The sequence below is a fragment of the Acidovorax sp. KNOB132 genome, assembly GCF_057541515.1.
The window spans coordinates 1-24,645 of the sequence record NZ_BAAJYT010000044.1; the positions used below are offsets into that span (position 1 = coordinate 1).

Consider the following 24,645-nt stretch of genomic DNA (forward strand, 5'->3'; position numbering starts at 1 on the left):
CCGTGCGCCAGCCGACCGAGCACTTCGCGGCGGGCCTCCTCCAGCGCATCGGCCGCGTTCAGCAATTCGAGCCCCGCCGGGGTCAGCTGCGCGCCGCCACCGCCGGTGCCGCCCACGGCGCGCGCCACCAGGGGCACGCCCGCCAGGTTGGTGAGCGCGTCCACCGCCTGCCAGGCCGCCTTGTAGCTCACGCCCACGGCCCGCGCGGCCTGCGAGATCGATCCGCCCACGCCGATCTGGCGCAGGATGTCGATGCGCCGGTCCGCCATGCCCTGGCCCAGCGCATCGGAGAGGGAAAGCCGCTTTGTCATGGGCGCATCATGCCGCGCTGTCCAGGGCTGCCCGGGAAACCCGTCGCTATACTCGACCGCTATTCATCCAAGGAATAGCGCCATGCGATTTGCCTCCGCCCCCTCCCGACTGCTGGCCGCTGCCGGCATGGCCCTGGCGGGCCTGGCTTCGGCCCATGCCGGAGAGGTGCCCGTCGCCGTCGCGGCCAATTTCACGGCGCCAATGCAGAAGATCGCCGCGGCGTTCGAGCAGGCCACCGGCCACAAGGCCGTGCTGTCGTTCGGGGCCACCGGCAAGTTCTATGCGCAGATCAAGAACGGCGCACCGTTCCAGGTGCTGCTGTCCGCCGACGACACCACGCCCGCCCGGCTGGAGCAGGAGGGCCAGGCCGTGCAGGGATCGCGCTTCACCTATGCCGTGGGACGGCTGGTGCTGTGGAGCCCGCGTGAGGGCTACGTGGACGACCAGGGCCAGGTGCTCAAGGCGGGCGATTTCACCTATCTGGCCGTCGCCAACCCCAAGCTCGCGCCCTATGGCCTGGCGGCCGTGCAGACGCTGGAAAAGCTCGGCCTGGGCGAGCGCCTGCAGCCGCGCTTCGTGACGGGCGAGAACATCGCGCAGACCTACCAGTTCGTGGCCACGGGCAATGCGCAGCTGGGCTTCGTGGCGCTGTCGCAGGTCATGGAAGGCGGCAAGATCGCCAAGGGCTCGGCCTGGCAGGTGCCGGAGGCGCTGCACGACCCCATCCGGCAGGATGCCGTCCTGCTCGCCACGGGCAAGGACCAGCCCGCCGCCATTGCCCTGATGAAATTCCTGCGCAGCGACGCGGCGCGCGAGGTGATCCGGGCCTACGGCTACGGGCTCTGAGCCCCTGCCCGCACCCGCCAAAGCCGCCGGACCGACACGCTGCCGATGCCTTTTTCTGCGCAGGACCTGGCCGCCATCGGCCTCACGCTGCGGCTGGCCGCGCTCACCACGCTCACGCTGCTGGTGCTGTGCACGCCACTGGCCTGGTGGCTGGCGCACACGCCGTCGCGCTGGCGCGGCCCGGTCTCGGCGGTGGTGGCGCTGCCGCTGGTGCTGCCCCCCACGGTGATCGGTTTCTACCTGCTGCTCACCCTGGGCCCCAACGGCCCGGTGGGCCGCGCGATGCAGTCGATGGGCCTGGCCACCCTGCCCTTCACCTTCGCCGGTCTGCTGGTGGGATCGGTCGTGTACTCGCTGCCGTTCGCGGTGCAGCCGCTGCAGCGCGCATTCGAGGCGGTGGGAGCGCGGCCGATGGAGGCCGCCGCCACGCTGGGCGCGGGCCCGTGGGACCGCTTCTTCACCGTGGGGATGCCGCTCGCGCGGTCGGGCTTTCTCACGGCGGGGGTGCTGAGCTTTGCGCACACGGTGGGAGAGTTCGGCGTGGTGCTCATGCTCGGCGGCAACATTCCCGGCGTGACGCGCGTGGTGTCGGTCCAGATCTACGACCACGTGGAGGCCATGGAATACCTGCAGGCCCACTGGCTGGCGGGGAGCATGGTGGTGTTCTCGTTCGGGGTGCTGCTGTTGCTGCACTGGCTGCAGCCCGCACGGCCCGGCAGGGGCGCGGCATGACGGCCGGTGCGGGACGGTTGCCCTGCACGGGCGAAGGCACCATCGAGGCCCGCCTGCGGCTGCAGCGCCCGGGCGGCTTCGCGCTGGACCTGGACCTGTCCCTTCCCGGCCGGGGCGTCACGGCGCTCTACGGTCCCTCGGGCTGTGGCAAGACGACCTGCCTGCGGGCCCTGGCGGGCCTGGAGCGGGCTCAGGGGCGCGTGGCGGTTCATGGGCAGGTGTGGCAGGACGACGCGCAGCGCCTGTGGCTCCCGACGCACCAGCGGGCGCTGGGCTATGTGTTCCAGGAATCGAGCCTTTTCGCGCACCTGGACGTGCGCCGCAACCTCGAGTACGGCCTGCGGCGCACACCCCCAGCGCGCAGGAAGGTGTCGCTGGAGCAGGCCGTCGAACTGCTCGGGCTGCAACCCCTGCTGGCCCGCCAGCCAAGCACCCTGTCGGGGGGCGAGCGTCAGCGGGTGGCGATGGCCCGGGCCCTGGCCGCCAGCCCCCGCGTGCTCCTGATGGACGAGCCCCTGGCTGCCCTGGACGCGCAGCGCAAGGCCGAAGTGCTGCCCTATCTGGAGCGCCTGCAGCGCGAACTGGACATTCCCGTGCTGTACGTGAGCCATGCGCAGGACGAAGTGGCCCGGCTGGCGCAGCACCTGGTGCTGCTTGGCGGCGGTCGGGTGCTGGCGAGCGGCCCCGCGCCGGCCCTCCTGGCGCGGCTGGACCTGCCGCTCGCCGAGGGCGACACGGCGGCGACCGTGGCCGAGGGCACCGTGTCCGGCCACGATGCGGCGGACCAACTCATGGACGTTCGCCTGCCCGGGGGCGGCGCATTGCTGGTGGCCACCGCCCATCCCCACCCGCCGGGCACGGCCGTGCGCTTGCGGGTGCAGGCGCGCGATGTGACAGTGGCGCTGGCCGCGCCGCTGCACAGCAGCGTGCTGAACGTGCTGCCGGCGCGGGTGGTGGCGCTGCGCGAGGACGGCCCGGGGCTGGCCATGGTGGCGCTCGATGCCCAGGGCACGCCCCTGCTCGCCCGCGTCACCCAGCGCTCGGCATGCACCCTGGGGCTGGCCCCGGGCCTGCCGGTTTTCGCGCAGATCAAGGGCGTGGCGCTGCTCGTTTGACCCCTGCCGTGCAGGGACGGCACGGCCGCTGCACGCCGGGGAAAGGCACTATCGGGCCATGCGTTCCCAATGCCCCCGAATAGGCGCTGTCCTACAAACCCAAGCGCCACTCCCGCGCAGCGACGACCCCGCGGGACGTGCCCCAATGGGTTTTGTGAACCGGTTGCGCTGGCGCGCCCTGCGCCGCGGAGCGCCCACTCCCCCAAGGATCCAAGCCCGTGCCTTTGCCCCACACCGCCCTGCTGACCGCCCACGACGCCTATCTCCTTCGCGAAGGAACGCATTCACGCCTCTACCAGGCCATGGGCTGCCACCTGCGCAGCGAGGGCGGCGGTGCGGACTTTTCCGTCTGGGCACCCAACGCCGCATCGGTCTCGGTCATCGGCGACTGGAATGGCTGGAACCCCGATGCGGATGTGCTCCACGCCCGGTCCGATGGCAGCGGCATCTGGGAGGGAGCCTCCCCCCACGCCGCGCACGGCCAAGCCTACAAATACCGCATCGTGTCGCACAACGGGGGCCGCGTGCTCGAAAAGGCCGACCCCTTCGCAGTGTGTGCCGAATTGCCGCCCAACACCGCATCGCGCATCTGGTCCCTCGACTACGAATGGGGCGACAGCGACTGGATGGCATCGCGCGGGCCGCGCAACGCGCTGGATGCGCCGATGTCCATCTACGAGATGCACCCCGGCTCCTGGCGCCGCCGAAACGGCCAGTTCATGAACTACCGCGAACTGGCCCATGAACTGGCGGACTACGTGACGTCCCTGGGCTTCACGCACGTGGAGCTGATGCCCATCACCGAACACCCGTTCTATGGCTCCTGGGGCTACCAGACCACCGGGTACTTCGCGCCCACCTCGCGCTACGGCACCCCGCAGGACTTCATGTACTTCGTGGACCACCTGCACCAGCGCGGCATCGGCGTGCTGCTGGACTGGGTGCCCTCCCACTTTCCGGTGGACGCCCACGGGCTGGCGGAGTTCGATGGCACCCACCTGTACGAGCATTCGGACCCGCGCCAGGGTTTCCACCCCGAATGGAGCTCGGCCATCTTCAATTACGGCCGGCACGAGGTGCGCAGCTTTCTCATCTCCTCCGGCCTGTTCTGGCTCGACAAGTACCACCTGGACGGGCTGCGCGTGGATGCGGTCGCGTCCATGCTCTACCTGGACTACGCCCGCAAGGACGGCGAGTGGATACCCAACCGCCACGGCGGCCGCGAGAACCTGGAAGCCATCGAGTTCATGCGGCTGCTCAACCGAGCGGTCTACCGCGACCACCCGGACACGGTCAGCATCGCGGAGGAATCCACCGCCTGGCCGATGGTCTCGCGCCCCGTGGAGATGAACGGCCTGGGCTTCGGCATGAAGTGGAACATGGGCTGGATGCACGACACGCTGGCCTACCTGAAGGAAGACCCGGTCAACCGTCGATACCACCACCACAAGCTCACGTTCTCGCTGGTGTATGCCTTCAACGAGAACTTCGTGCTGCCGCTCTCGCACGACGAAGTGGTGTACGGCAAGGGCTCGCTGATCAACAAGATGCCCGGCGACGAGTGGCAGCAGTTCGCCAACCTGCGCACGCTGTTCGGCCTGATGTGGTCGCACCCGGGCAAGAAGCTGCTCTTCATGGGCGGCGAGTTCGGCCAGCGCCGCGAGTGGACACATGAAGGCGAACTCGAATGGTGGGTGTGCGACAGCCCGTTGCACGGTGGCGTGCAGCGCCTGATCCGCGAACTCAACCGCGTCTATCGCAGCGAGCCCGCTCTGCATGAAGTGGACTTTTCGGCGGAGGGTTTTCAATGGGTGGAGGCCGACGACGCCGGGCAGAGCGTGATCGCCTTCCTGCGCAAGCCCAGCCATCGGGCGGCGCGGGAAGACGGCGCCGGCCCGGTGCTGGTGGTCTGCAACCTCACGCCCGTGCCGCGCACCAACTACCTGGTGGGTGTGCCGTCCTCCGGCTACTGGCAGGAGTTGCTCAACAGCGACGCGCGCGAGTTCGGCGGTGCCGGCTGGGGCAACCTGGGCGGCGTGGAGGCCGCGCCTGTGCGGTCGCACCAGTGGGAACAATCGCTGTGCCTCACGCTGCCGCCGCTCTCCACCCTCATCTTCCGACAGGAGCCTGCGCGCCATGCCAAAGCCTGACACCCTGCCCTCTTCTTTCCGCCCTGCGGCCAATGCCTCTGCGGCGTCGCCAGCGAGCCCGTCCACTCTGGTGACCCTGATCGGCGGTACAGACGGCCGTGTGCGCGCCGTGGTCGAAGCCGTGCTCCCCTGCGTGGACGGCGGTCGCTTTGCCGCCAAGCGCGTGGCCGGCGAACCGGCCCGCATCACCGCGCACTGTTTCACCGACGGGCACGACGTCTTGCGCGTGGCGCTGCAGTGGTGGCGCGACCGGGATGGCAACGCCACCACAGCCCCCGCAGACGCCACCGAAGTGGCCATGGAGGCCAGCGGCAACGACGAATGGGTGGCCGACTTCACCCCGCCCGAGCCGGGCCTGTACCGCTACACCGTGTCGGCCTGGGTGGACCCGTTCGAATCCTGGCGCCGGGAACTCGAACGCCGCGTCGATCCGCAGGACATCCGCGTCGCCGCGCGCGTGGGCGCGGCGGAAGCCCTGGCGGCGGCCCAGCGTGCCAGCGCCGCCCGCGACCGCAGCGACCTGACCGATTGGGCCCAGGCCCTGGAACGCGGCGCCCAGGCCGAGGGTGACGCAGACATGCTCAAGGCCCTGGCGCTGGACGAAGCCGCCGCCGCGGCGATGCGCCGCCACCCCGACCGCCGCTTCGAGGTGCGCTACCCCGACGCCCTGCCGCTGCGGGCCGACCGCGAGCGGGCCCGTTACAGCACCTGGTACGAGCTGTTCCCCCGCTCCACCTCCCCCACCGCGGGCGTGCACGGCACGTTCCGCGACGTCGAGGCGCGCCTGGCCGATATCGCGGCCATGGGCTTCGACGTACTGTATTTCCCACCCATCCATCCCATCGGGCGGGAGCAGCGCAAGGGCAAGAACAATGCCCTGGCCGCGGGGCCCGACGACGTGGGCAGCCCCTGGGCCATCGGCGCAAAGGAGGGTGGGCACAAGGCCATCCTGCCCGAACTGGGCACCGTGCAGGACTTTCGCCGGCTGGTCGTGGCCGCCAAGGAGCAGGGCCTGGAAGTGGCGCTGGACATTGCCTTCCAATGCGCGCCGGACCACCCCTATGTGAAGGAACACCCCGACTGGTTCCGCTGGCGCCCGGACGGCACGGTGCAGTACGCCGAGAACCCGCCCAAGAAATACCAGGACATCTACCCCTTCAACTTCGAATGCGACGACTGGCGCGGCCTGTGGAGCGAACTCAAAAGCGTGTTCGAGCACTGGATCGGCGAGGGCGTGCGCATCTTCCGGGTGGACAACCCGCACACCAAGGCCTTTCCGTTCTGGGAATGGGTGATCGCCGAGATCCAGCGCGACCACCCGGACACGATCTTCCTGGCCGAAGCCTTCACGCGGCCCAAGGTGATGCACGGGCTGGCCAAGCGGGGCTTCACCCAGTCGTACACCTACTTCACGTGGCGCAACACCAAGCACGAGCTGACGGAGTACTTCACCGAGCTGTCCACCAGACCGGGCCGCGAGTATTTCCGGCCCAACGCCTGGCCCAACACGCCGGACATCCTGCACGAGCACCTGCAGGGCGGCGAGCCGGCCGTCTTCATGGCACGGCTGGTGCTGGCCGCCACGCTGGCCGCCAGCTACGGCATCTACGGCCCGGCCTATGAACTGCTGGAGCACCTGCCGCGCGGGCCGGGCAGCGAGGAATACCTCGACTCCGAAAAGTACCAGCTGCGCCACTGGGACCTGGAGCGCCCCGGCAACCTGCGCGCCTTCATCACCCGCGTGAACCAGATCCGGCGCGAGAACCCGGCCCTGCATGCGGACCACAGGCTGCGCTTCCTGCATGTGGACAACGACCAGCTGCTGGCTTACATGAAGCACTCCGCTGACGGACGGAACATCGTGGTCACCGTGGTCAACCTGGACCCGCACCACCCGCAGTCGGGCTGGCTGCGGCTGTCGGCGGCGGACATCGCGGCCACCGACCCCTCCACGTCCGACATGCCGGCCTCGCAGCCCGCACCCCCTCCCACTGACTGGCAGATGCACGACCTGCTGAGCCAGCAGCGATTCGTCTGGCAGGGCGATGCGCACTACGTGCTGCTGGACCCGCACCGCTCGCCCGCCCACGTGTTCGTGGTGCGCCGGCGCGTCGGCCGCCACGACGACTTTGACCATTTTGAATAAAAAGAAGAGCCGCCCATGAATGCACCTTTGGTCCACCCCCTGCCCGAGCCAGAGCCGGCCGTCACCCCCGAGAACACGGAGATCGACACCAGCGACGATCCCCAGTGGTACCGGGACGCGGTCATCTACCAGCTCAACGTCAAGGCCTTCTTCGACACCAACGGCGACGGGGTGGGCGATTTCAAGGGCGTGACCGCCAAGCTCGACTACGTGAAGGACCTCGGGGTCAACACGATCTGGCTGATGCCGTTCTACCCATCGCCGCTGCGCGACGACGGCTACGACATCTCCGAGTACGAAGACGTCCACCCGCAGTACGGCACGCTGGACGACTTCCGCGAGATGCTGGACGCGGCCCACCAGCGCGGCCTGCGCGTGATCACCGAGCTGGTCATCAACCACACCTCCGCCGAGCACCCCTGGTTCCAGCGCGCGCGCACCGCGCCGCCCGGCTCGCCCGAGCGCGACTTCTACGTGTGGAGCGACACCGACCAGATCTACCAGGGCACGCGCATCATCTTCACCGACACCGAGACGTCGAACTGGGCCTGGGACCCCGTGGCCAAGGCCTATTACTGGCACCGGTTCTTCAGCCACCAGCCGGACCTGAATTTCGACAACCCGCTGGTGATGGAGGCCGTGCTCAAGACCATGCGCTTCTGGCTCGACATGGGTGTGGACGGCTTCCGGCTGGACGCGATCCCCTACCTGATCGAGCGCGACGGCACCAGCAACGAGAACCTGCCCGAGACGCATGCGGTGATCAAGCGGCTGCGCGCCGCGATCGACGCCGAATACAAGAACCGCTTCCTGCTGGCCGAGGCCAACATGTGGCCAGAGGACGTGCGCGAGTATTTCGGCGATGGCGACGAATGCCACATGGCCTACCACTTCCCGCTGATGCCGCGCATGTACATGGCCATCGCCCAGGAAGACCGCCACCCCATCGTCGAGATCCTGCAGCAGACGCCCGACATTCCCGACGGCTGCCAGTGGGCGATCTTCCTGCGCAACCATGACGAGTTGACGCTGGAGATGGTGACCAGCAAGGAACGCGACTACATGTACACCATGTACGCCGCCGACATGCGCGCACGCATCAACCTCGGCATCCGCCGCCGCCTGGCGCCGCTGATGGAAAACGACATCGACCGCGTGAAGCTCATGAACGGCATGCTGCTGTCCATGCCCGGCTCGCCCATCATCTACTACGGCGACGAGATCGGCATGGGCGACAACGTGTTCGTGGGTGACCGCAACGGCGTGCGCACGCCGATGCAGTGGAACCCCGACCGCAACGCCGGCTTCTCGCGCGCCGACCCGCAGCGGCTGTACCTGCAGCCCATCATGGATGCCGTGTACGGCTACGAGGCGCTGAACGTCGAGGCCCAGGCCAGCGACCAGAGTTCGCTGCTCAACTGGACCCGCCGCATGCTGGCCGTGCGCAAGACCAGCCGGGCCTTCGGGCGTGGCCGGCGCATCTTCCTGAAGCCGGGCAACCGCAAGATCCTCGCCTACATCAGCGAACACGGCGACGACGTGATCCTGACCGTGTTCAACCTGTCTCGCGCCGCCCAGCCGGTGGAGCTGGACCTGTCGGCCTACAAGGGGCGCGCCCCGCTGGAAATGCTGGGCCGCGTCACCTTCCCGCCCATCGGCGACCTGCCCTACCTGCTCACGCTGCACTCCTACGGGTTCTACTGGTTCCGCCTGTCCACCGAGGCGCAGGTGCCGTCCTGGCACCAGGACGGGCTCGACCTGCAGGAGCGCCCGGTGCTGGTGCTGTTCGACGGCTGGACCAGCTTCTTCCGCGAAAACGTGATGCCCTGGCGCATCGGCATGGCCGAACGCATGCGCGTGCAATTCGAATCCGACACGCTGCCGCGCTACATCGAGCTGCAGCGCTGGTACGCCGGCAAGGGCACGGCCATCGAGCGCGCACGCATCCAGGACCACACCGTGTGGAAGACCGAGGGCGGCTATGAATGGATGCTGCCGATCCTGAATGTCGAGGCTCCGTCCACGCCGCCTGCCTCGTACTTCGTTCCCCTGGCCCTGGCATGGGAAGAAGGCGATGAAGAGCGCATGCGCCGGCTCTCGCCCGGCGGCGTGGCGCGCGTGCGCCAGCAGGCCAACGTGGGCGTGATGGGCGACGCCTTCCACGACGAGGCCTTCTGCCGCGCGGTGGTGCGGGCCATCGGTGCCAACGAACAACTGGGAACCGACCGCGGCGGCACGCTGCGTTTTCGCAGCACCGTGGCCTTCGCCGGGATGGCGCAGGGGCTGGATGACCTCACCGTGGGCCGCCCGGGCGCGCAGAGCAGCAACACCGTGGTCACCCTGGGCGAAAAGCTGTTCCTCAAGGGCTACCGGCACGTGCGCAACGGGGTCAATCCCGAGCTGGAGGTGGGCCGCTTCCTGACCGAGGCCGCGCGCTTCGAGCATTGCGTGCCGGTGGGCGGCGCGGTCGAGTACGTCGCGGGCGACGGCACGACCATGACGCTGGCCCTGGTGCAGTCCTACGTGTCCAACCAGGGCGACGGCTGGGAATACACCCTGGGCTACCTGGAGCGGTTTCTGGAAGACACGCGCATCGCCTCGGGCGCCACAGCGGACGTGCATGGAGGCTTCCTCGCGCTGGTGCGAACCCTCGGCCGCCGCACCGCCGGCCTGCACCGGGCGCTCGCGCTGCGCACCGGCAACCCGGCGTTCGATCCGGAGCCGGTCACCGCGCAGGACGTGCAGGCCTTCCATGAGCGGGCCCTGGCCGAGGCGGCCGACACGCTGGCGCTGCTGGAGCAGCGCATGGCCGACCTGCCCCCCGCCGCGCGCACCGATGCCCAGGCCCTGCTGGCCCGGCGCGCCACCCTCATGGACCGCATCGGCCAGGGTACCGGCGTGACCCCTTCGGGCCACAAGACGCGCTACCACGGCGACTACCACCTGGGCCAGGTGCTGGTGACCGACAACGACTTCGTCATCATCGACTTCGAGGGCGAACCCGGCCGCACCTTCGAGCAGCGCCGCGCCAAGAGCTCGCCCCTGCGCGACGTGGCCGGCATGCTGCGCTCGTTCAACTACGCCCGCTGGGCCGCGCTCAAGCGGATGACCCAGTCCACCGAGGAGATGCTGCGCCTGGACGAAGCGGCCCAGCAATGGGAACGCGAGACGCGCGCCGAGTTTCTCGAGGCCTATGCCGCCGAGGCCAGCGCCCCGGCCACCCACCCCGGCGCCCACCTGGAGGTGGCCCCCGTGCCGGACGGCGCCATCGTGGCGCTGTTCGAGATCGAGAAGGCGCTGTACGAGCTGCGCTACGAACTCGGCAACCGCGTCGATTGGGCGCAGGTGCCGCTGCAGGGGCTGCTGGCGCTCATCGGCGCCGCGGCCTCGCCCTCGCCCGCCCCTGCGGCACCGTAGGCGCCGGTCACCCGGCCCGCCAACGACCGTCCACGTTCACCCGATCAATTGAGGGCACCCTCCATGGAAAATTTCAGCATTCATCTGGAACCGGCCCGCGCCATGCTGCTGCAGGTCAGCGCATTCCTGCCGCGGCTTCTCATCGCCCTGCTCGTCGTCGCAGCCGGCTGGCTGGTGGCCAAGGCGGCACGCTTCGCCGTGACCCGCGGGCTGCGCGCGATCAACTTCCAGGTGCTCACGCAGCGCGCCGGGCTCGACGGCTTTCTGAAGCAAGGCGGCGTGCAGGGCGACACCACCAGCATCTTCGGCATCCTGGTCTATTGGCTGGTCATCCTCGCCTCGCTGCTCATCGCCTTCAACGGCCTGGGCCTGAGCTACGTGACCGCGCTGCTCAGCCGCGTGGTGTGGTTCGTGCCCAACCTGTTCATCGCGCTCATCATCCTCGCGCTGGGCGCATACTTCGGCCGCTTCGTCGGCGAGATGGTGGCCGCGCAGGGCCGGCGCAGCGGCCTGAAGGAAACCGTGCTGCTGGGCAAGCTGGCGCAGTACGCGATCGTGGCCTTCGTCGTGCTGATCGCGCTCGACCACCTGCGCATCGGCGGCGACATCGTGCGCCAGAGCTTCCTCATCGTGCTGGGCGGCGCGGTGTTCGCCCTGGCGCTGGCCTTCGGCTTAGGGGGCAAGGACCGCGCGGCCGAGTGCATCGAGCACTGGTGGCCGCGCAAGCGCGGCCCGGGCGACGGCCCTGCGGGCGACGACCACCGCATTCCATGACACCGGCCCGGCCGCGTCAACGGCGCTGCCCACCAGGCTGCTGAGACGGCCCCTTCCACGCCCTCTGGGCGCCTCCACCCCGCGCTGTGTCGCGGGGTTTTTTTCGCCCCGCCGTTGCATGGCGCGGCGCACAGGGCCAAGCCGCACGGGAAAACCCCACCCCCCAGCGTCAGGCTTTTTTCAGCAGCCCGGGAGTACGATCGGCGCCACTGCCGGCCCTGCGTCCACGCGCAGCGGCCGGGCCGCCGTATTTCAATAATTCCCCAAGTTCTCCAGGAGACAAACCGTGTCAGGACTCCTCAAATTGGCCATGGGCATGGACTGGATTTCCACCAAGCTCAGCAAGGTGGCCGGATGGGCCGTGCTCGCCGCCGCTCTGATTTCCGCCACCAACGCGATCATCCGCTACGGCCTGGACATGAGTTCCAACGCCTGGCTCGAGATCCAGTGGTACCTCTTCGCCACCACCGTGATGCTGGGCGCGCCGCTGGTGCTCAAGCTCAACGAGCACGTGCGCGTGGACATCATCTACGGCCGGCTGCGCGGCAAGAAGCCCGTGCTGGTGGACCTGTTCGGCCTGATCGTCTTCCTGCTGCCGGTGATGGGCCTGCTCACCTGGCTGACGGCGCCGTTCTTCTGGCACATGCTGGTGTCTGGCGAGATGTCCGGCAACATCGGCGGCCTGATCCGCTGGCCCGCCGCGTTGCTGATGCCCCTGGGCTTCGGCGCGATGTTCCTGCAAGGCGTGGCCGAGATCATCAAGCGCGTGGCCTACCTGCGCGGCGACATCCAGATGAACACGCACTACGAGAAGCCGGTGCAGTAAGCACCCGCCCGCCCCTGCCCCACCGACTTCTCTCAGGACGACACCAGAATGCACATGGAAAACTTTGCCCCGATCATGTTCGCGGGGCTGATCGTGATCATGCTGATCGGGTTCCCGGTCGCGTTTTCGCTCGCGGCCCTGGGCCTGTTCAGCGGATTCTTCGCCATCGAGATGGGCTGGTTCCCGGCCAACTTCATGGCGAACCTGCCGATCAACATGTTCGGCATCCTGTCCAACGACCTGCTGCTGGCCATTCCGTTCTTCACGCTCATGGGCGCGGTGCTCGAGAAATGCGGCCTGGCCGAGGACATGCTCGACTCCATGGGCCAGCTGTTCGGCCCGGTGCGCGGCGGGCTGGGCTACTCGGTCATCATCGTGGGCTTCATCCTCGGGGCCATCACCGGCACCGTGGCCGGCCAGGTGATCGCCATGGCCATGATCTCGCTGCCGGTGATGATGCGCTACGGCTACAACATGCGCTACTCCACCGGCGTGCTGGCGGCCTCGGGCACCATCACGCAACTGGTGCCGCCCTCGCTGGTGCTGATCGTCATGGCCGACCAGCTCGGCCGTTCGGTGGGCGACATGTACAAGGGCGCCTGGGGCCCCGCCATCCTGCAGGTGCTGATCTTCGCCATCTACACCTTCCTGCTGGGCCGCTTCCGCCCCGAATACGTGCCCGGCCTGCCCAAGACGGCGCGCACGCTGCACGGCTGGGCCCTGTGGGGCAAGTGCCTGCGCGGCATCATTCCCTCGGCCATCCTGATCTTCGCGGTGCTGGGCTCCATGGGCGGCCTGCCCTTCATGGACCACGCCATCGCCACGCCGACCGAGGCCGGCGCCATGGGCGCGGTGGGCTCGCTGATCCTGGCGGCCATCCACAAGCGGCTCACGTGGCAGCTCATCAAGGAAGCGATGGACGGCACCATGCGGCTCACGGCCATGGTGGTGTTCATCCTGATCGGCTCGCGCGTGTTCTCGCTGGTGTTCCAGGGCGTGGATGGCGCCATCTGGATCGAACACCTGCTGAGCGACCTGCCGGGCGGCCAGATCGGCTTCCTGATCGTGGTGAACATCTTCATCTTCTTCCTGGCGTTCTTCCTCGACTTCTTCGAGATCGCCTTCATCATCCTGCCGCTGCTGGGCCCCGTGGCGCACAAGCTGGGCATCGACCTGGTGTGGTTCGGCGTGCTGCTGTGCGTGAACATGCAGACGAGCTTCATGCACCCGCCCTTCGGCTTCGCGCTGTTCTACCTGCGCGGCATCTCGGACACGCTGTTCAAGGAAAAACGCATCGACAGGCCGGTCAAGTCCAGCGACATCTACATGGGCTCCATCCCCTGGGTGATCATGCAGCTGATCCTGGTGGCGATCGTGATCTTCTTCCCGCAAACGGTGACCGTCTTCCTGGACAAGGAGCAGGTGGTCGACCTGGACAAGGTGCAGCTCGAGATGCCGGCCGACTCGTCCGCCGAGCCCACCATCAACATGGATGACCCGTTCGGCACTGGAGAAAAACCCGCAGCGGGCAGCGCCGCCCCGGCCGCTGAAACCGGTGCCGAGCCCGCCATGCCGGTGCCCGAGCCAGCACCGGACGCCGCACCGGCCGAAGGCGCGGCCAGCACGCCGCAATGACGGGCAACTCCCCGAACGTGCCCCCTGCGGATGCAGCGGACGCACCGGGTGGTGCCGGGGGCGCCTGGCTGGAAAGCGCCGCCTACCCGCCCGCGGTGCGCGGGCTGGCCGTGGCCATCGTCGTGGCGCTCGGCGCGTTCGCGGCCTGGTCGGTGCCCGCGCTGCGCGGCGCGCAGTGGTCCTTCACCAGCCTGGCCACCTTCTGCCTGGCCGGGGTGCTGATCGCCTGGGTGGGCTGGTGGATGGTGTTCAGCCGCACGCGCTTCACGGGCGACGCCCTGCTGCAATCGTGGCTGTGGGACAAGAAGGTGCACATCCGCGAAGTGGCCACTTTCAAAATCGTGCACTGGCCCTGGCTGAGCGGCATCGTCGCGCCCCGCATGCTCGTGCGCCGGCGCAACGGCAGCATCGCCTGGGTGCATTCGGCCGACCCGGCCTTGTTGGTGGCCTTCGGCGAGGCGGTGGTCCGGCAGGGCAGCAATCCACCAGCCCGCTCTGAAGACCAGCCCCCGACAACTCGCTGAAGCGCCGGGCGAAATGCCACCAGCCGCTCCTGCGGTGCGCAGCCAAGGCCGTGGTGCGGCAAGGCGCATGATCCACGCGCCCACGGGGGGCGCGACCAATACCAGGATTCGAACCTTGGAGCCCCTGCTCCCGTTTCAACCCACACATCCCGCGAGGGACGCGACAGACACTCTGCGTTGGTGCTTGCGCACCAGCCAGGCACCCAAAAAAAGCCGCCGTTCACACGGCGGCTCGGAGGATTGCGCAGTTACAGCTTCTGCTGCTGCATGAAGCGGTCGAACGTGCCTTCGGTGAAGCGGAACCAGGCGTTCTGGTCGGCCAGGAACTTGGAGTAGTCGGGGTAGATTTTCTTCCACTCGGGGTTGCTGTTGTTCAGGTCCGAGTAGATCTGCTGGGCCGACTTGAAGGCCGCGTTCATCACGTCCTGCGTGAAGGGACGCAGCTTGGTGCCGGAGCCCACCAGTTGCTTGATGGCCACGGGGTTGCGGGCATCGTACTTGGCGAGCATGGTCACGTGGGCGTGCGAGGCGGCGGCTTCCACCACGGCCTTGTATTCGGCCGGCAGGCCTTCCCAGGCCTTGGTGTTGATGTAGAAGTCCAACTGCGGGCCGCCTTCCCACCAGCCGGGGTAGTAGTAGAACGGCGCGACCTTGTTGAAGCCCAGCTTCTGATCGTCATACGGTCCCACCCACTCCAGCGCGTCAATCGTGCCCTTTTCCAGCGCGGGGTACAGGTCGGCACCGGGGATGGACTGGGGGATCACGCCGAACGGCTCCAGCACCTTGCCCGCGAACGGGTTGGTGCGGAACTTGAGGCCCTTCAGGTCGGCGACCGACTTGATTTCCTTGCGGAACCAGCCGCCCATCTGCGCGCCCGTGTTGCCGCCAGGCAGGTTGATGATGTTGTACTTGGCGTAGAACTCGCGCATGAGCTTCAGGCCGTTGCCCTCGTACATCCATGCGTTCATCTGGCGTGCGTTCAGACCGAACGGCACGGCGCAGCCCAGGCAGAACGTCGGGTCCTTGCCGTAGAAATAGTAGGGGGCCGTGTGGGCCATTTCGACGGAGGCGCTCTGCACGCCGTCCACCACGCCGAAGGCGGGCATCAGCTCGCCGCCGGCATGCACCGAGATCTGGAACTTGCCGCCCGTGGCTTCGCTGACCTTCTTGGAGAACACCTCCGCCGTTCCGTAGATGGTGTCGAGCGACTTGGGGAAGCTCGAAGCGAGGCGCCAGCGGATGTTGGCCTGCGCATGCACTGCAGGGGCCGCGCCCGCGGCCAGCACGCCGACGATGCCGGCGTGCTTGATGATTGAACGACGATCCATGAGGATTGATCTCCGAGATATTGTTGGCAGAACCCGGCGCTGGTGGGCACCGTGCGCCCAGGGCAAGAAACTGTGTGGGCCGAGGACGATTGTAGGAACATGCCCCCAGCGGGTTTTGCGGGTTTTCCCGTGAAAGAACCCACCCGTTTCGCCCATTCAGGGTTCTGCAAGCATCGGGCGCGCGCCCTTCGCGGAGATCGACAGCGGGCGCCTCGGGGCCAGGGCATCAGTGCCCGTGCCGCGTTTGCGAAGGCCCACCCACCTCGGGCCGTCTCGGAACGGGTCCGGCGGTCTCAGGCCGCAGCGGACGGTGCCAGGAACCGCGCGCGCACGGCCTGCTCGATGCCCGCCGCATCCAGCCCCTGCAGCGCCAGCAGCCTGGCGGGGTCGCCATGTTCGATGAACGCATCGGGCAAGCCCAGCTGCAGCACCGGCCGCACCACGCCCGCGGCGTTGAGGGCCTCGCACACGGCGCTGCCGGCGCCGCCCAGCGTGGTGCCCTCCTCCAGCGTCACCAGGGCCTCGTGGTTCGCGGCCACTTCCAGCAGCAGGGCCGTGTCGATGGGCTTGGCCCAGCGCATGTTGACCACCGTGGCATCCAGCGCCTCGCCCGCCTGCAGCGCGGGGTACAGCAGCGTGCCGAAGGCCAGGATGGCGATGCGTTGGCCCTGCGGCGTCGCGCCCGTGCGGCGCACCTCGCCCTTGCCGAACGGCAGCCCTTCCAGGCTGGCCAGGGGCACCACGCCCGCGCCGCTGCCGCGCGGGTAGCGTACGGCCACGGGATGGTCCTGCTCGAAGGCGGTGGTCAGCAACTGGCGGCACTCGCGCTCGTCGGCGGGGCAGGCCATGCTCATGTTGGGAATGCAGCGCACGAACGGAATGTCGTAGGCGCCGGCATGCGTGGCGCCATCGGCGCCGACCAGGCCCGCGCGGTCGAGCGCGAACACCACGGGCAGGTTCTGCAGGGCCACGTCGTGGATCAACTGGTCGTAGGCGCGCTGCAGGAAGGTCGAGTAGATCGCCACCACCGGCTTGACACCTTCGCAGGCCATGCCGGCGGCAAACGTCACCGCGTGCTGCTCGGCAATGCCCACGTCGTAGTAGCGGCCGGGGAAGCGCTTTTCGAACTCCACCAGCCCCGAGCCCTCCCGCATGGCGGGCGTGATGCCCACCAGCCGCTCGTCCTTGGCCGCCATGTCGCACAGCCATTGGCCGAAGACCTGGGTGAAGGTCTGCTTCGGGGGCGTGGCGGGCTGCGTCAGGCCCACGCGCGGGTCGAACTTGCCGGGGCCGTGGTAGGCCACCGGATCGGCCTCGGCCAGCTTGTAGCCCTGGCCCTTCTTGGTAACGACGTGCAGGAACTGCGGGCCCTTCAGGCCCTTGATGTTTTCCAGCGTGGGAATGAGCGAGTCGAGGTCGTGCCCGTCGATGGGGCCGATGTAGTTGAAGCCGAACTTCTCGAACAGCGTGGCCGGCACCACCATGCCCTTGGCCTGCTGCTCCAGCCGCTTGGCGAACTCCAGCAGCGGCGGCACGGGCTTGAGCACGGTCTTGCCCACGTTCTTGGCGGCGGCGTAGAAATGGCCGCTCATGAGCTGCGCCAGGTAGCGGTTCAGCGCACCCACGGGCGGGCTGATGCTCATGTCGTTGTCGTTGAGGATGACGAGCAGGTTGGCATCGGCCACGCCGGCGTTGTTCAGCGCCTCGAAAGCCATGCCCGCGGTCATGGCGCCGTCGCCGATGATGGCCACGGCGTGGCGGTTCTCTCCCCGCTGCTTGGCGGCCAGCGCCATGCCAAGCGCGGCCGAGATGCTGGTGCTGGAGTGCGCCGTGCCGAAGGTGTCGTACTCGCTCTCGGCCCGCTGCGGAAAGCCCGACAACCCGCCGAACTGGCGCAGCGTGCCCATGCGGTCGCGCCGGCCGGTCAGGATCTTGTGGGGGTAGGTCTGGTGGCCCACGTCCCACACGAGGCGGTCGCGCGGGGTGTCGAACACGGTGTGCAGCGCCACGGTCAGCTCCACCGTGCCCAGGTTGGAACTCAGGTGCCCGCCGGTCTTGGAGACGCTGTCGAGCACGAAGGCGCGCAGTTCGGTGGCCAGGTCCTTCAACTCGGCGCGCGACAGGCGGCGCAGGTCGGCCGGGTCGTTGATGGTCTGCAGCAGGGGAAAGGAATTCGTGGACATAGGCTATTGTTTGAGGAGCTGCTTGCGCCATGCAGGCAAGCGCTGCAGACCGTTCATTGTGCGGGCCGGTGCGCCGGGGAGGTCTGCGGGGATGGCGGCACAGGGCACGCAGCGCGCCGCCATCATCAGTGCGAGCGGTTCACCACCATGTCGGCCAGCGCCGCCAGCGCGCGCGTGTCGGGCAGGCCGCTCGCGGCCAGCGCGGCGTGCGCCTCGACCCGCAGCTCGCCAGCGTGCGCCTGGGCGCGTTCGAGCCCGAGCAGCGATACGTAGGTGGGCTTGTCGCTCGCGGCGTCCTTGCCGGCGGTCTTGCCCAGCGTGGCCGAATCGGCCGTCACGTCGAGGATGTCGTCCACCACCTGGAAGGCCAGCCCCAGCGCGGCGCCGTACTGCGACAGCGCGGCCAGGGCGGCCGGCGCGGCCTGTCCGCAGGCCGCACCCATCACCACGCTGCCCTGCAGCAGCGCGCCGGTCTTGAGCCGGTGCATCTGGCGCAGTTCGGGCTCGCTCAAAGCGCGGCCCACGCTGGCCAGGTCGATGGCCTGGCCGCCAGCCATGCCATCGGCGCCGGCGGCCTGGGCCAGCATGCGGCACAGCGTGGCCTGCATCGCGGGCGGCACCTGCGGCCCCTCTGGCGTGAGCAGGCCGAAGGCCAGCGCCTGCAGCGCATCGCCCGCCAGCAGCGCGCGCGCCTCGCCGAAGCGCACGTGCACCGTGGGCTTGCCGCGGCGCAGCACGTCGTTGTCCATACACGGCATGTCGTCGTGCACCAGGGAATAGGCGTGGATCAGTTCCACCGAGCAGGCCGCGCGCAGGGCCGCTTCGTCCAGGCCGCCGACGGCCTCCGAGGCGGCCAGCACCAGCAGGGGCCGCAGGCGCTTGCCGCCGTCCAGCACCGCGTAGCGCATGGCCTCGCCCAGGCCCGCGGGCGCATCGCTGCACACCCAGCGCGACAGGGCGTCCTCCACGCGCGCCAGTTGCGCATGGCTCCAGCCGCCGAGGTCGAACGGGGCATGAAGCGCATCGGGCACGGTGGAGGGGCCCAGGGGGGTCGGCACTGCCGCCATGGTGGGGGTCACTCCTGCGTCCATGGTTGCAGCGCTCCTTCGTCCAATACCTTGATCTGATCCTGCACCGCTTCCAGCCGGCCGCGGCAAAAGGCCAGCAACTGCGCGCCGCGCTGGTAGCCCGCGAGCATCTGTTCCAGGGGCAACTGGCCCGACTCGATGCGTCCCACGAGTTGCTCCAGCTCTTCCAGCGCGGCTTCGTAGCTGGCGGGTTCGGGGAGTTTCGGGGGAACGGCGGAGGCCTTGGGCATGGAACGGGAGGCGGCGAACGCGCAGGTAAAACGGGTGATTTTAGGCGCACCCTCCTTCGGGCGGGCGGCGGCGGGTGGGCGGCACGTGGAAAATGGCTGGCACCTTGGCGACACCATCGGCGCGCAAGCCTTGCCCGGCGCGCTCAAGCATGCCCGGCCAATACACATACGGGGGGAGCGGAAATAACCCCACCGGCTACAATCCCATTCCCTTCGGGCCGGCTTGCATGCCGGTTTCTTTTTTTTCCGTGTGCACTTCACGCACCCTCCCTGTGGGGAGTCTTTAGGTCAGGTCACCCATGTCTGATTTAAGTCTTCAACTGCAGCAGGCCGCAAGCCAACTACCAGTTTCAAGCTACTTTGACGAAGCGCTGTTCCAGCGCGAGCTGGAGACCATCTTCCAGCGCGGGCCCCGCTATGTGGGGCACCAGCTTTCCGTGCCCGATGCGGGCGACTACTACGCCCTGCCGCAGGAAGGCGAAGGCCGTGCGCTCGTGCGCAACGCGCAGGGCGGCGTCGAGCTGATCTCCAATGTGTGCCGCCACCGCCAGGCCGTGATGCTCAAGGGCCGCGGCACCCTGCAGGGCCACGGCAAGGGCCATGCGGGCGGCAACATCGTGTGCCCGCTGCACCGCTGGACGTATTCGCCCGGCGGCCAGCTGCTCGGCGCCCCGCACTTCGCGCAGGACCCCTGCCTGAACCTCAACAACTACGGACTGCGCGAGTGGAACGGCCTCCTGTTCGAGGACAACGGCCGCGACATCGGCGCCGACCTGGCCGGCATGGGGCCGCGCGCCGAACTGAGCTTCGACGGCTTTTCGCTCGACCGCGTGGAAATGCACGAGTGCAACTACAACTGGAAGACCTTCATCGAGGTCTACCTCGAGGACTACCACGTGGGCCCGTTCCACCCGGGCCTGGGCAACTTCGTCACCTGCGAGGACCTGAGCTGGGAGTTCCAGAAGCACTACTCGGTGCAGACGGTCGGCGTGGCCTCCACCTTCGGCAAGCCCGGCTCCGACATCTACCGCAAATGGCACGACGTGCTGCTGCAGTACCGCGAAGGCAAGCTGCCCGAGCGCGGCGCGATCTGGCTCACCTACTACCCGCACATCATGGTGGAGTGGTATCCGCATGTGCTCACCGTCTCCACGCTGCACCCCGTCAGCCCGACGAAGACGATGAACATGGTGGAGTTCTACTACCCCGAGGAGATCACCGCCTTCGAGCGCGAGTTCGTCGAGGCCCAGCAGGCCGCCTACATGGAAACCTGCATCGAGGACGACGAGATCGGCGAACGCATGGACGCCGGCCGCCGCGCCCTCTACGAGCGCGGCGACAACGAGGTCGGCCCCTACCAGAGCCCGATGGAAGACGGCATGCAGCACTTCCACGAGTGGTATCGCGCCGCCATGGGCGATGCGGTACCCCGGCGCTGACGCCGATCCGATTGCTATAAAAACAATAGCTACCACCGCATGATCCACTAGGGCATGCGGCCTCTTTTACTCCAAACCCCCTCATTCCCATGCAAGCGCTCTGGATGGTGTTGGCCGCGTTCCTCTTCGCCAGCATGGGCGTGTGCGTCAAGGTGGCGTCGGCCTATTTCAACTCGGCCGAACTGGTGTGCTACCGCGGGATCATCGGCATGGCGATCCTGTGGGCGCTGGCGCGCTCGCAGCGGGTCAAGCTGGGCACGCACTACCCGGGCATGCACGCTTGGCGCAGCCTGATCGGCGTGGTCTCGCTGGGCTCGTGGTTCTATTCCATCGCCCACCTGCCGCTGGCCACGTCGATGACGCTCAACTACATGAGCAGCGTGTGGATCGCGGCGTTCCTCGTCGGCGGCGCGCTGCTGGCCTGGCGGCCGTCGGGCAGCAGTTCGCGTCCGCCGCTGCAGGGCACGCTGGTGTTCACCGTGATGGTGGGCTTTGCCGGCGTGGTGATGATGCTGCGCCCCAGCCTCGACCAGCACCAGATGTTCGCCGGCCTGATCGGGTTGCTGTCGGGCCTCACCGCCGCGTTCGCCTACATGCAGGTGATGGCGCTGTCGCGCCTGGGCGAGCCCGAGACGCGCACGGTGTTCTATTTCGCGGTGGGCTCGGCGGTGGCCGGTGGCGCGGGCCTGCTGCTCACGGGCACTTCGGAGTGGCCGGGCTGGCCCAGCCTGTGGCTGCTGCCCATCGGCGTGCTGGCGGCGGCCGGCCAGCTGTGCCTGACGCGGGCCTATGCCACCGCGCGCACCTCGCGCGGCACGCTGGTGGTGGCCAACCTGCAGTATTCGGGCATCGTGTTCGCGGCGCTGTACAGCGTGCTGCTGTTTGGCGACGACATACCCGCCATCGGCTGGGCCGGCATGGCGCTCATCGTGGTGAGCGGCATCGTGGCCACCGTGCTGCGGGCGCGCGCGGCCCCCGGTGCGCCGGCCGAAGAGCACTGAGGCCGCCGATCCGGCGCTGCCGCAGTCGGGTGCCTTTCCCCGGCGCGACCGCCCGTCAGGCCTGTCCGACGCACGCCCCCGCCGCGCCGGACCACAATAAGGGCCTGTCCGCCACCGATTGATTCAGTCCCATGCCGTACACCACCCTCATCTCCGCCGCCGAACTGCAATCCCTCATCGCCAGCGGTGCGCCGCGGATGGTCTTCGACTGCACGTTCGACCTGACGCAGCCCTCGCTGGGCGAGCAGCAATACCGCCAATCGCACATTCCCGGCGCGATCTACGCGCACCTGGACCGCGACCTCAGCGCCAAGCATGGCGCGCCCGGCGCGGGCGGCACCATCGTCGCCACCGAGGCGGACCAGCCCGCATCGGGCGGACGCCACCCGCTGCCCAACCGCGACCGGCTCGAAGCCTGGCTCTCGCGCATCGGCTTCACCAACGGCATGCAGGCCGTGGTGTACGACCGCAACGGCGCCAACTACTGCGGCCGCCTGTGGTGGATGCTCAAGTGGGCCGGCCACGATGCGGTGGCGGTGCTGGACGGCGGCCTGCAGGCCTGGACCGCGGCGGGCGGGGAGCTCGCCAGCGGCGACGAGCCGGCGCATTTCCAGTCCAACTTCAAGCTGGGCGAGCCCCTGCGCCAACTGGCCACCGCGGCGGACGTGCAGGCCGCCCTGGGGCAGGACCGCCAGACGGTAATCGACGCACGCGCGCCCGCCCGCTACCGGGGCGAGGTCGAGCCGCTGGACCCCGTGGCCGGGCACATTCCCGGCGCGCTGAACCGCCCCTTCAGCGAAAACCTCGGGCCGGATGGCCGCTTCAAGCCCGCCGCGCAACTGCGCGCCGAGTTCGAGGACCTGCTCGGCGCCCGCGCGCCCGGCACGGTGGTGCACCAGTGCGGCAGCGGGGTGAGCGCCATCCCGAATGTCCTGGCCATGGAACTGGCCGGTTTCGGAAAAACCACGCTGTTTGCCGGCAGCTGGAGCGAATGGTGCAGTGTTCCTGACCGCCCCGTGGAGCGCGGCTGACCCCTGCGGGAGGGCCGGCCGTGCAGCAGGCGGCCCCCTCTCCAGGGTGGGACAGCCGCTGCGGATTTTGTAAGGCAACTTCCTACACGGGCGGTGCGCCGACCAGACACGCTGCACATCCAAACCCCGACTTAATTTTTGATTGGGCTGAATTCACAATCCATTTCAACGGATCGCGAAACCATGCAAACCGCATGACCCCCGCCAGATCGGTTAAAGGAAAAGGATTCACCATGACCTCCGAACAACTTCTCGCTGAAATCCGCGAAGCCAACCTCACCTACCTGATGTTGGCACAGACCCTGATCCGCCAGGACAAGGCGGAAGCTGTTTTCCGTCTGGGCCTGAACGAAGACGCCGCCGACATCCTCGCCTCGCTGTCGGCCGCTCAGGTGCTCAAGCTGGCCTCCCGCAACACGCTGCTGTGCAGCTTCCGGGTGGACGACAACCTGGTGTGGAGCTTGCTCACCAACCACAACACCCCGAAGAAGGTCGGCAACGAAGCGACCAACACGCTGCACGCCAACATCCTGATGGCCAGCCGCGTGTCCGAAGTGCTCTGAGCGCAGCGCCCGCCGCCCTCACCGCCTCGCCCGCCTGCCGCCGCCCACCCTTCTTCGAAAGCCAGCCATGTCCGCACCCGTCAAGAGCGTCCTCAACGAATCCAAGCAGATCGAACGCGCCGCCATGCTGATCCAGATGGGTGCCCGCATGCAGGTGCTGGAGTCGGAAACCACGCTGTCCTACGAGCGCCTGATCCGGCTGTACAAGGAGATCGCCGGCAAGTCGCCGTCCAAGGGCCAGCTGCCCTTCTCGACCGACTGGTTCCTGACCTGGCAGGAGAACATCCACAGCTCGCTGTTCCTGAACATCTACGAATACCTGTCCAAGGGCGTGGACCTGGATTCGGTGGAGCTGCTCACCAAGGCCTACCGCCTGTACAACGAGCAGGTCACCACCGCCGAGATCGAACCCCTGCTGTCCTTCACCCGCGCCTGGCGCCTGGTGAAGTTCGTGGACGCCGGCATGCTGACCCGCACCGCCTGCTCGCAGTGCAGCGGCCAGTTCGTCACCGAGCTGTACGAAAACGCCCGCAACTACACCTGCGGCCTGTGCAATCCGCCCGCCCGTGCCGGCAAGAGCAAGTCGGCCGGTGCGCTGATGCTGCACTGAGCCCCTGCACCACCAGGCTTTGAGCCAAAAAGCCTTCCAGCGCATATTCGACTAGGGCATATCGCTACAAAATCAATAGCAAATCAAACCATTCGAAAACCCGGCCCTGGCCGGGTTTTTTCGTGGGCGCGGCGGGACGGTCGGCACGCCAACGCCCCCAGCCCCCATCCGCCCACCGGCCCGTCAGCGCATCGCCAGCAGGATGCGGATGTCCGAGTCCACCGGCAGCGCATAGTCGTAGGCCGCCATGACCGCGTTGCCCTCGGGGCTCACCAGCTTGAGGCTCACGTACACCGTCTGCGGGGTGGCCGCGTACGTGCCCACCACCACCGCCTGCGCCGCCTGGGCGCGGCTCACCTCGCGCACTTCGCGCGAGAGCAGCAGTTCGCCGTCGCCGGGCCGCATGACCAGGTTCTCGCGCAGCTTCAGCTCGGTCACCCGCACGCCGCGCTGCACCAGCCGCCCGGCGATCTGTTCGGAGCACAGGCGGCCCAGCCGGGATGACTCGTTCAGCCGGTCCAGGTGCACCAGCGTGGAGACCAGCACCGGCTGGCGCGGATCGAGCGGCGCGCCCTGCAGCAGCATGTCCGCGGCCTTCTGATTGAATTCGAGCAGGTCGGTCTGCACGCCGCCCGCGGCCGCGCTGCCGTAGTAGAACCGCGCGCAGCCCGGCAGGGCCACCGCCGGCGCCATCA

General features: G+C 68.3%; 21 protein-coding genes. 15 read left to right on the forward strand and 6 right to left on the reverse strand.

What is annotated here, in order from left to right; translation table 11 throughout:
- Positions 1-311 (reverse strand): winged helix-turn-helix domain-containing protein (locus AC27IO_RS09065; protein ID WP_498738543.1); only part of this gene is annotated, 311 nt, incomplete at its 3' end.
- A gap of 82 nt (positions 312-393) precedes the next feature.
- Here AC27IO_RS09065 and modA point away from each other — a divergent pair.
- From modA to AC27IO_RS09115, 10 genes are all read left to right on the forward strand, one after another.
- A complete protein-coding gene (gene modA, locus AC27IO_RS09070; RefSeq protein WP_498738545.1) occupies positions 394-1,158 on the forward strand; it encodes a molybdate ABC transporter substrate-binding protein in 765 nt (254 codons plus the stop codon).
- A gap of 45 nt (positions 1,159-1,203) precedes the next feature.
- Positions 1,204-1,890 carry a molybdate ABC transporter permease subunit gene (modB, locus tag AC27IO_RS09075; RefSeq protein ID WP_317351949.1) on the forward strand — a complete coding sequence of 229 codons (687 nt, stop codon included), beginning with the start codon at positions 1,204-1,206 and terminating at the stop codon, positions 1,888-1,890.
- Entirely contained in the window at positions 1,887-3,005 is a 1,119-nt protein-coding gene (gene modC / locus AC27IO_RS09080) for a molybdenum ABC transporter ATP-binding protein (RefSeq protein WP_498738547.1), read from the forward strand. Before modB ends, modC begins: the two co-directional genes overlap by 4 nt.
- A 224-nt stretch (positions 3,006-3,229) precedes the next feature.
- Positions 3,230-5,155, forward strand: a complete 1,926-nt coding sequence (gene glgB, locus AC27IO_RS09085) for a 1,4-alpha-glucan branching protein GlgB (RefSeq protein WP_317360375.1) — start codon at positions 3,230-3,232, stop codon at positions 5,153-5,155.
- Positions 5,142-7,301 (forward strand): alpha-1,4-glucan--maltose-1-phosphate maltosyltransferase, encoded by a 2,160-nt coding sequence (locus AC27IO_RS09090; RefSeq protein WP_498738549.1) that lies wholly within the window; start codon positions 5,142-5,144, stop codon positions 7,299-7,301. Before glgB ends, AC27IO_RS09090 begins: the two co-directional genes overlap by 14 nt.
- Before the next feature lie 15 nt (positions 7,302-7,316).
- Complete coding sequence (treS, locus tag AC27IO_RS09095) at positions 7,317-10,718, forward strand: maltose alpha-D-glucosyltransferase (protein ID WP_498738551.1); 3,402 nt, start codon at positions 7,317-7,319, stop codon at positions 10,716-10,718.
- A 63-nt stretch (positions 10,719-10,781) separates the two neighbouring features.
- Positions 10,782-11,492, forward strand: coding sequence for a mechanosensitive ion channel family protein (locus AC27IO_RS09100; protein ID WP_284408506.1), 711 nt, complete (start codon positions 10,782-10,784; stop codon positions 11,490-11,492).
- A gap of 286 nt (positions 11,493-11,778) precedes the next feature.
- Positions 11,779-12,318 (forward strand): TRAP transporter small permease subunit, encoded by a 540-nt coding sequence (locus AC27IO_RS09105; protein WP_272564385.1) that lies wholly within the window; start codon positions 11,779-11,781, stop codon positions 12,316-12,318.
- Positions 12,319-12,366: 48 nt separating this feature from the next.
- Positions 12,367-13,953, forward strand: coding sequence for a TRAP transporter large permease (locus AC27IO_RS09110; RefSeq protein ID WP_498738554.1), 1,587 nt, complete (start codon positions 12,367-12,369; stop codon positions 13,951-13,953).
- Complete coding sequence (locus AC27IO_RS09115) at positions 13,950-14,477, forward strand: hypothetical protein (protein WP_498738556.1); 528 nt, start codon at positions 13,950-13,952, stop codon at positions 14,475-14,477. The genes AC27IO_RS09110 and AC27IO_RS09115 overlap by 4 nt, the downstream gene beginning before the upstream one ends.
- Before the next feature lie 248 nt (positions 14,478-14,725).
- Here the strand turns inward: AC27IO_RS09115 and AC27IO_RS09120 are convergent, their stop codons facing one another.
- The 4 genes from AC27IO_RS09120 to xseB form a co-directional block, all read right to left on the reverse strand.
- Positions 14,726-15,805, reverse strand: coding sequence for a TRAP transporter substrate-binding protein (locus AC27IO_RS09120; protein WP_272548513.1), 1,080 nt, complete (start codon positions 15,803-15,805; stop codon positions 14,726-14,728).
- Positions 15,806-16,098: 293 nt separating this feature from the next.
- A complete protein-coding gene (gene dxs, locus AC27IO_RS09125) occupies positions 16,099-17,988 on the reverse strand; it encodes a 1-deoxy-D-xylulose-5-phosphate synthase (protein ID WP_498738558.1) in 1,890 nt (629 codons plus the stop codon).
- Positions 17,989-18,113: 125 nt separating this feature from the next.
- Positions 18,114-19,055, reverse strand: a complete 942-nt coding sequence (locus AC27IO_RS09130; protein WP_498738567.1) for a polyprenyl synthetase family protein — start codon at positions 19,053-19,055, stop codon at positions 18,114-18,116.
- An 8-nt stretch (positions 19,056-19,063) separates the two neighbouring features.
- Complete coding sequence (gene xseB / locus AC27IO_RS09135) at positions 19,064-19,306, reverse strand: exodeoxyribonuclease VII small subunit (protein ID WP_284428961.1); 243 nt, start codon at positions 19,304-19,306, stop codon at positions 19,064-19,066.
- Positions 19,307-19,605: 299 nt separating this feature from the next.
- Between xseB and AC27IO_RS09140 the strand changes: the two genes are divergently transcribed.
- The 5 genes from AC27IO_RS09140 to flhC all read left to right on the forward strand — a co-directional run bounded on the left by AC27IO_RS09140 (position 19,606) and on the right by flhC (position 23,950).
- Entirely contained in the window at positions 19,606-20,745 is a 1,140-nt protein-coding gene (locus tag AC27IO_RS09140; protein ID WP_284428962.1) for an aromatic ring-hydroxylating oxygenase subunit alpha, read from the forward strand.
- An 89-nt stretch (positions 20,746-20,834) separates the two neighbouring features.
- On the forward strand, positions 20,835-21,746 hold the full coding sequence (locus tag AC27IO_RS09145; protein WP_498738561.1) for a DMT family transporter: 912 nt from the start codon (positions 20,835-20,837) through the stop codon (positions 21,744-21,746).
- A 131-nt stretch (positions 21,747-21,877) separates the two neighbouring features.
- The gene (locus AC27IO_RS09150; protein WP_498738562.1) at positions 21,878-22,777 is read left to right on the forward strand and encodes a sulfurtransferase; all 900 of its coding nucleotides are present in this window, start codon (positions 21,878-21,880) and stop codon (positions 22,775-22,777) included.
- 233 nt (positions 22,778-23,010) lie between these two features.
- The gene (gene flhD, locus AC27IO_RS09155; RefSeq protein ID WP_092740590.1) at positions 23,011-23,340 is read left to right on the forward strand and encodes a flagellar transcriptional regulator FlhD; all 330 of its coding nucleotides are present in this window, start codon (positions 23,011-23,013) and stop codon (positions 23,338-23,340) included.
- Positions 23,341-23,407: 67 nt separating this feature from the next.
- Positions 23,408-23,950 (forward strand): flagellar transcriptional regulator FlhC, encoded by a 543-nt coding sequence (flhC, locus tag AC27IO_RS09160; RefSeq protein ID WP_272564393.1) that lies wholly within the window; start codon positions 23,408-23,410, stop codon positions 23,948-23,950.
- 183 nt (positions 23,951-24,133) lie between these two features.
- Here the strand turns inward: flhC and AC27IO_RS09165 are convergent, their stop codons facing one another.
- The gene (locus AC27IO_RS09165; RefSeq protein WP_498738565.1) at positions 24,134-24,643 is read right to left on the reverse strand and encodes a FlgO family outer membrane protein; all 510 of its coding nucleotides are present in this window, start codon (positions 24,641-24,643) and stop codon (positions 24,134-24,136) included.
- Positions 24,644-24,645: the final 2 nt, after the last annotated feature.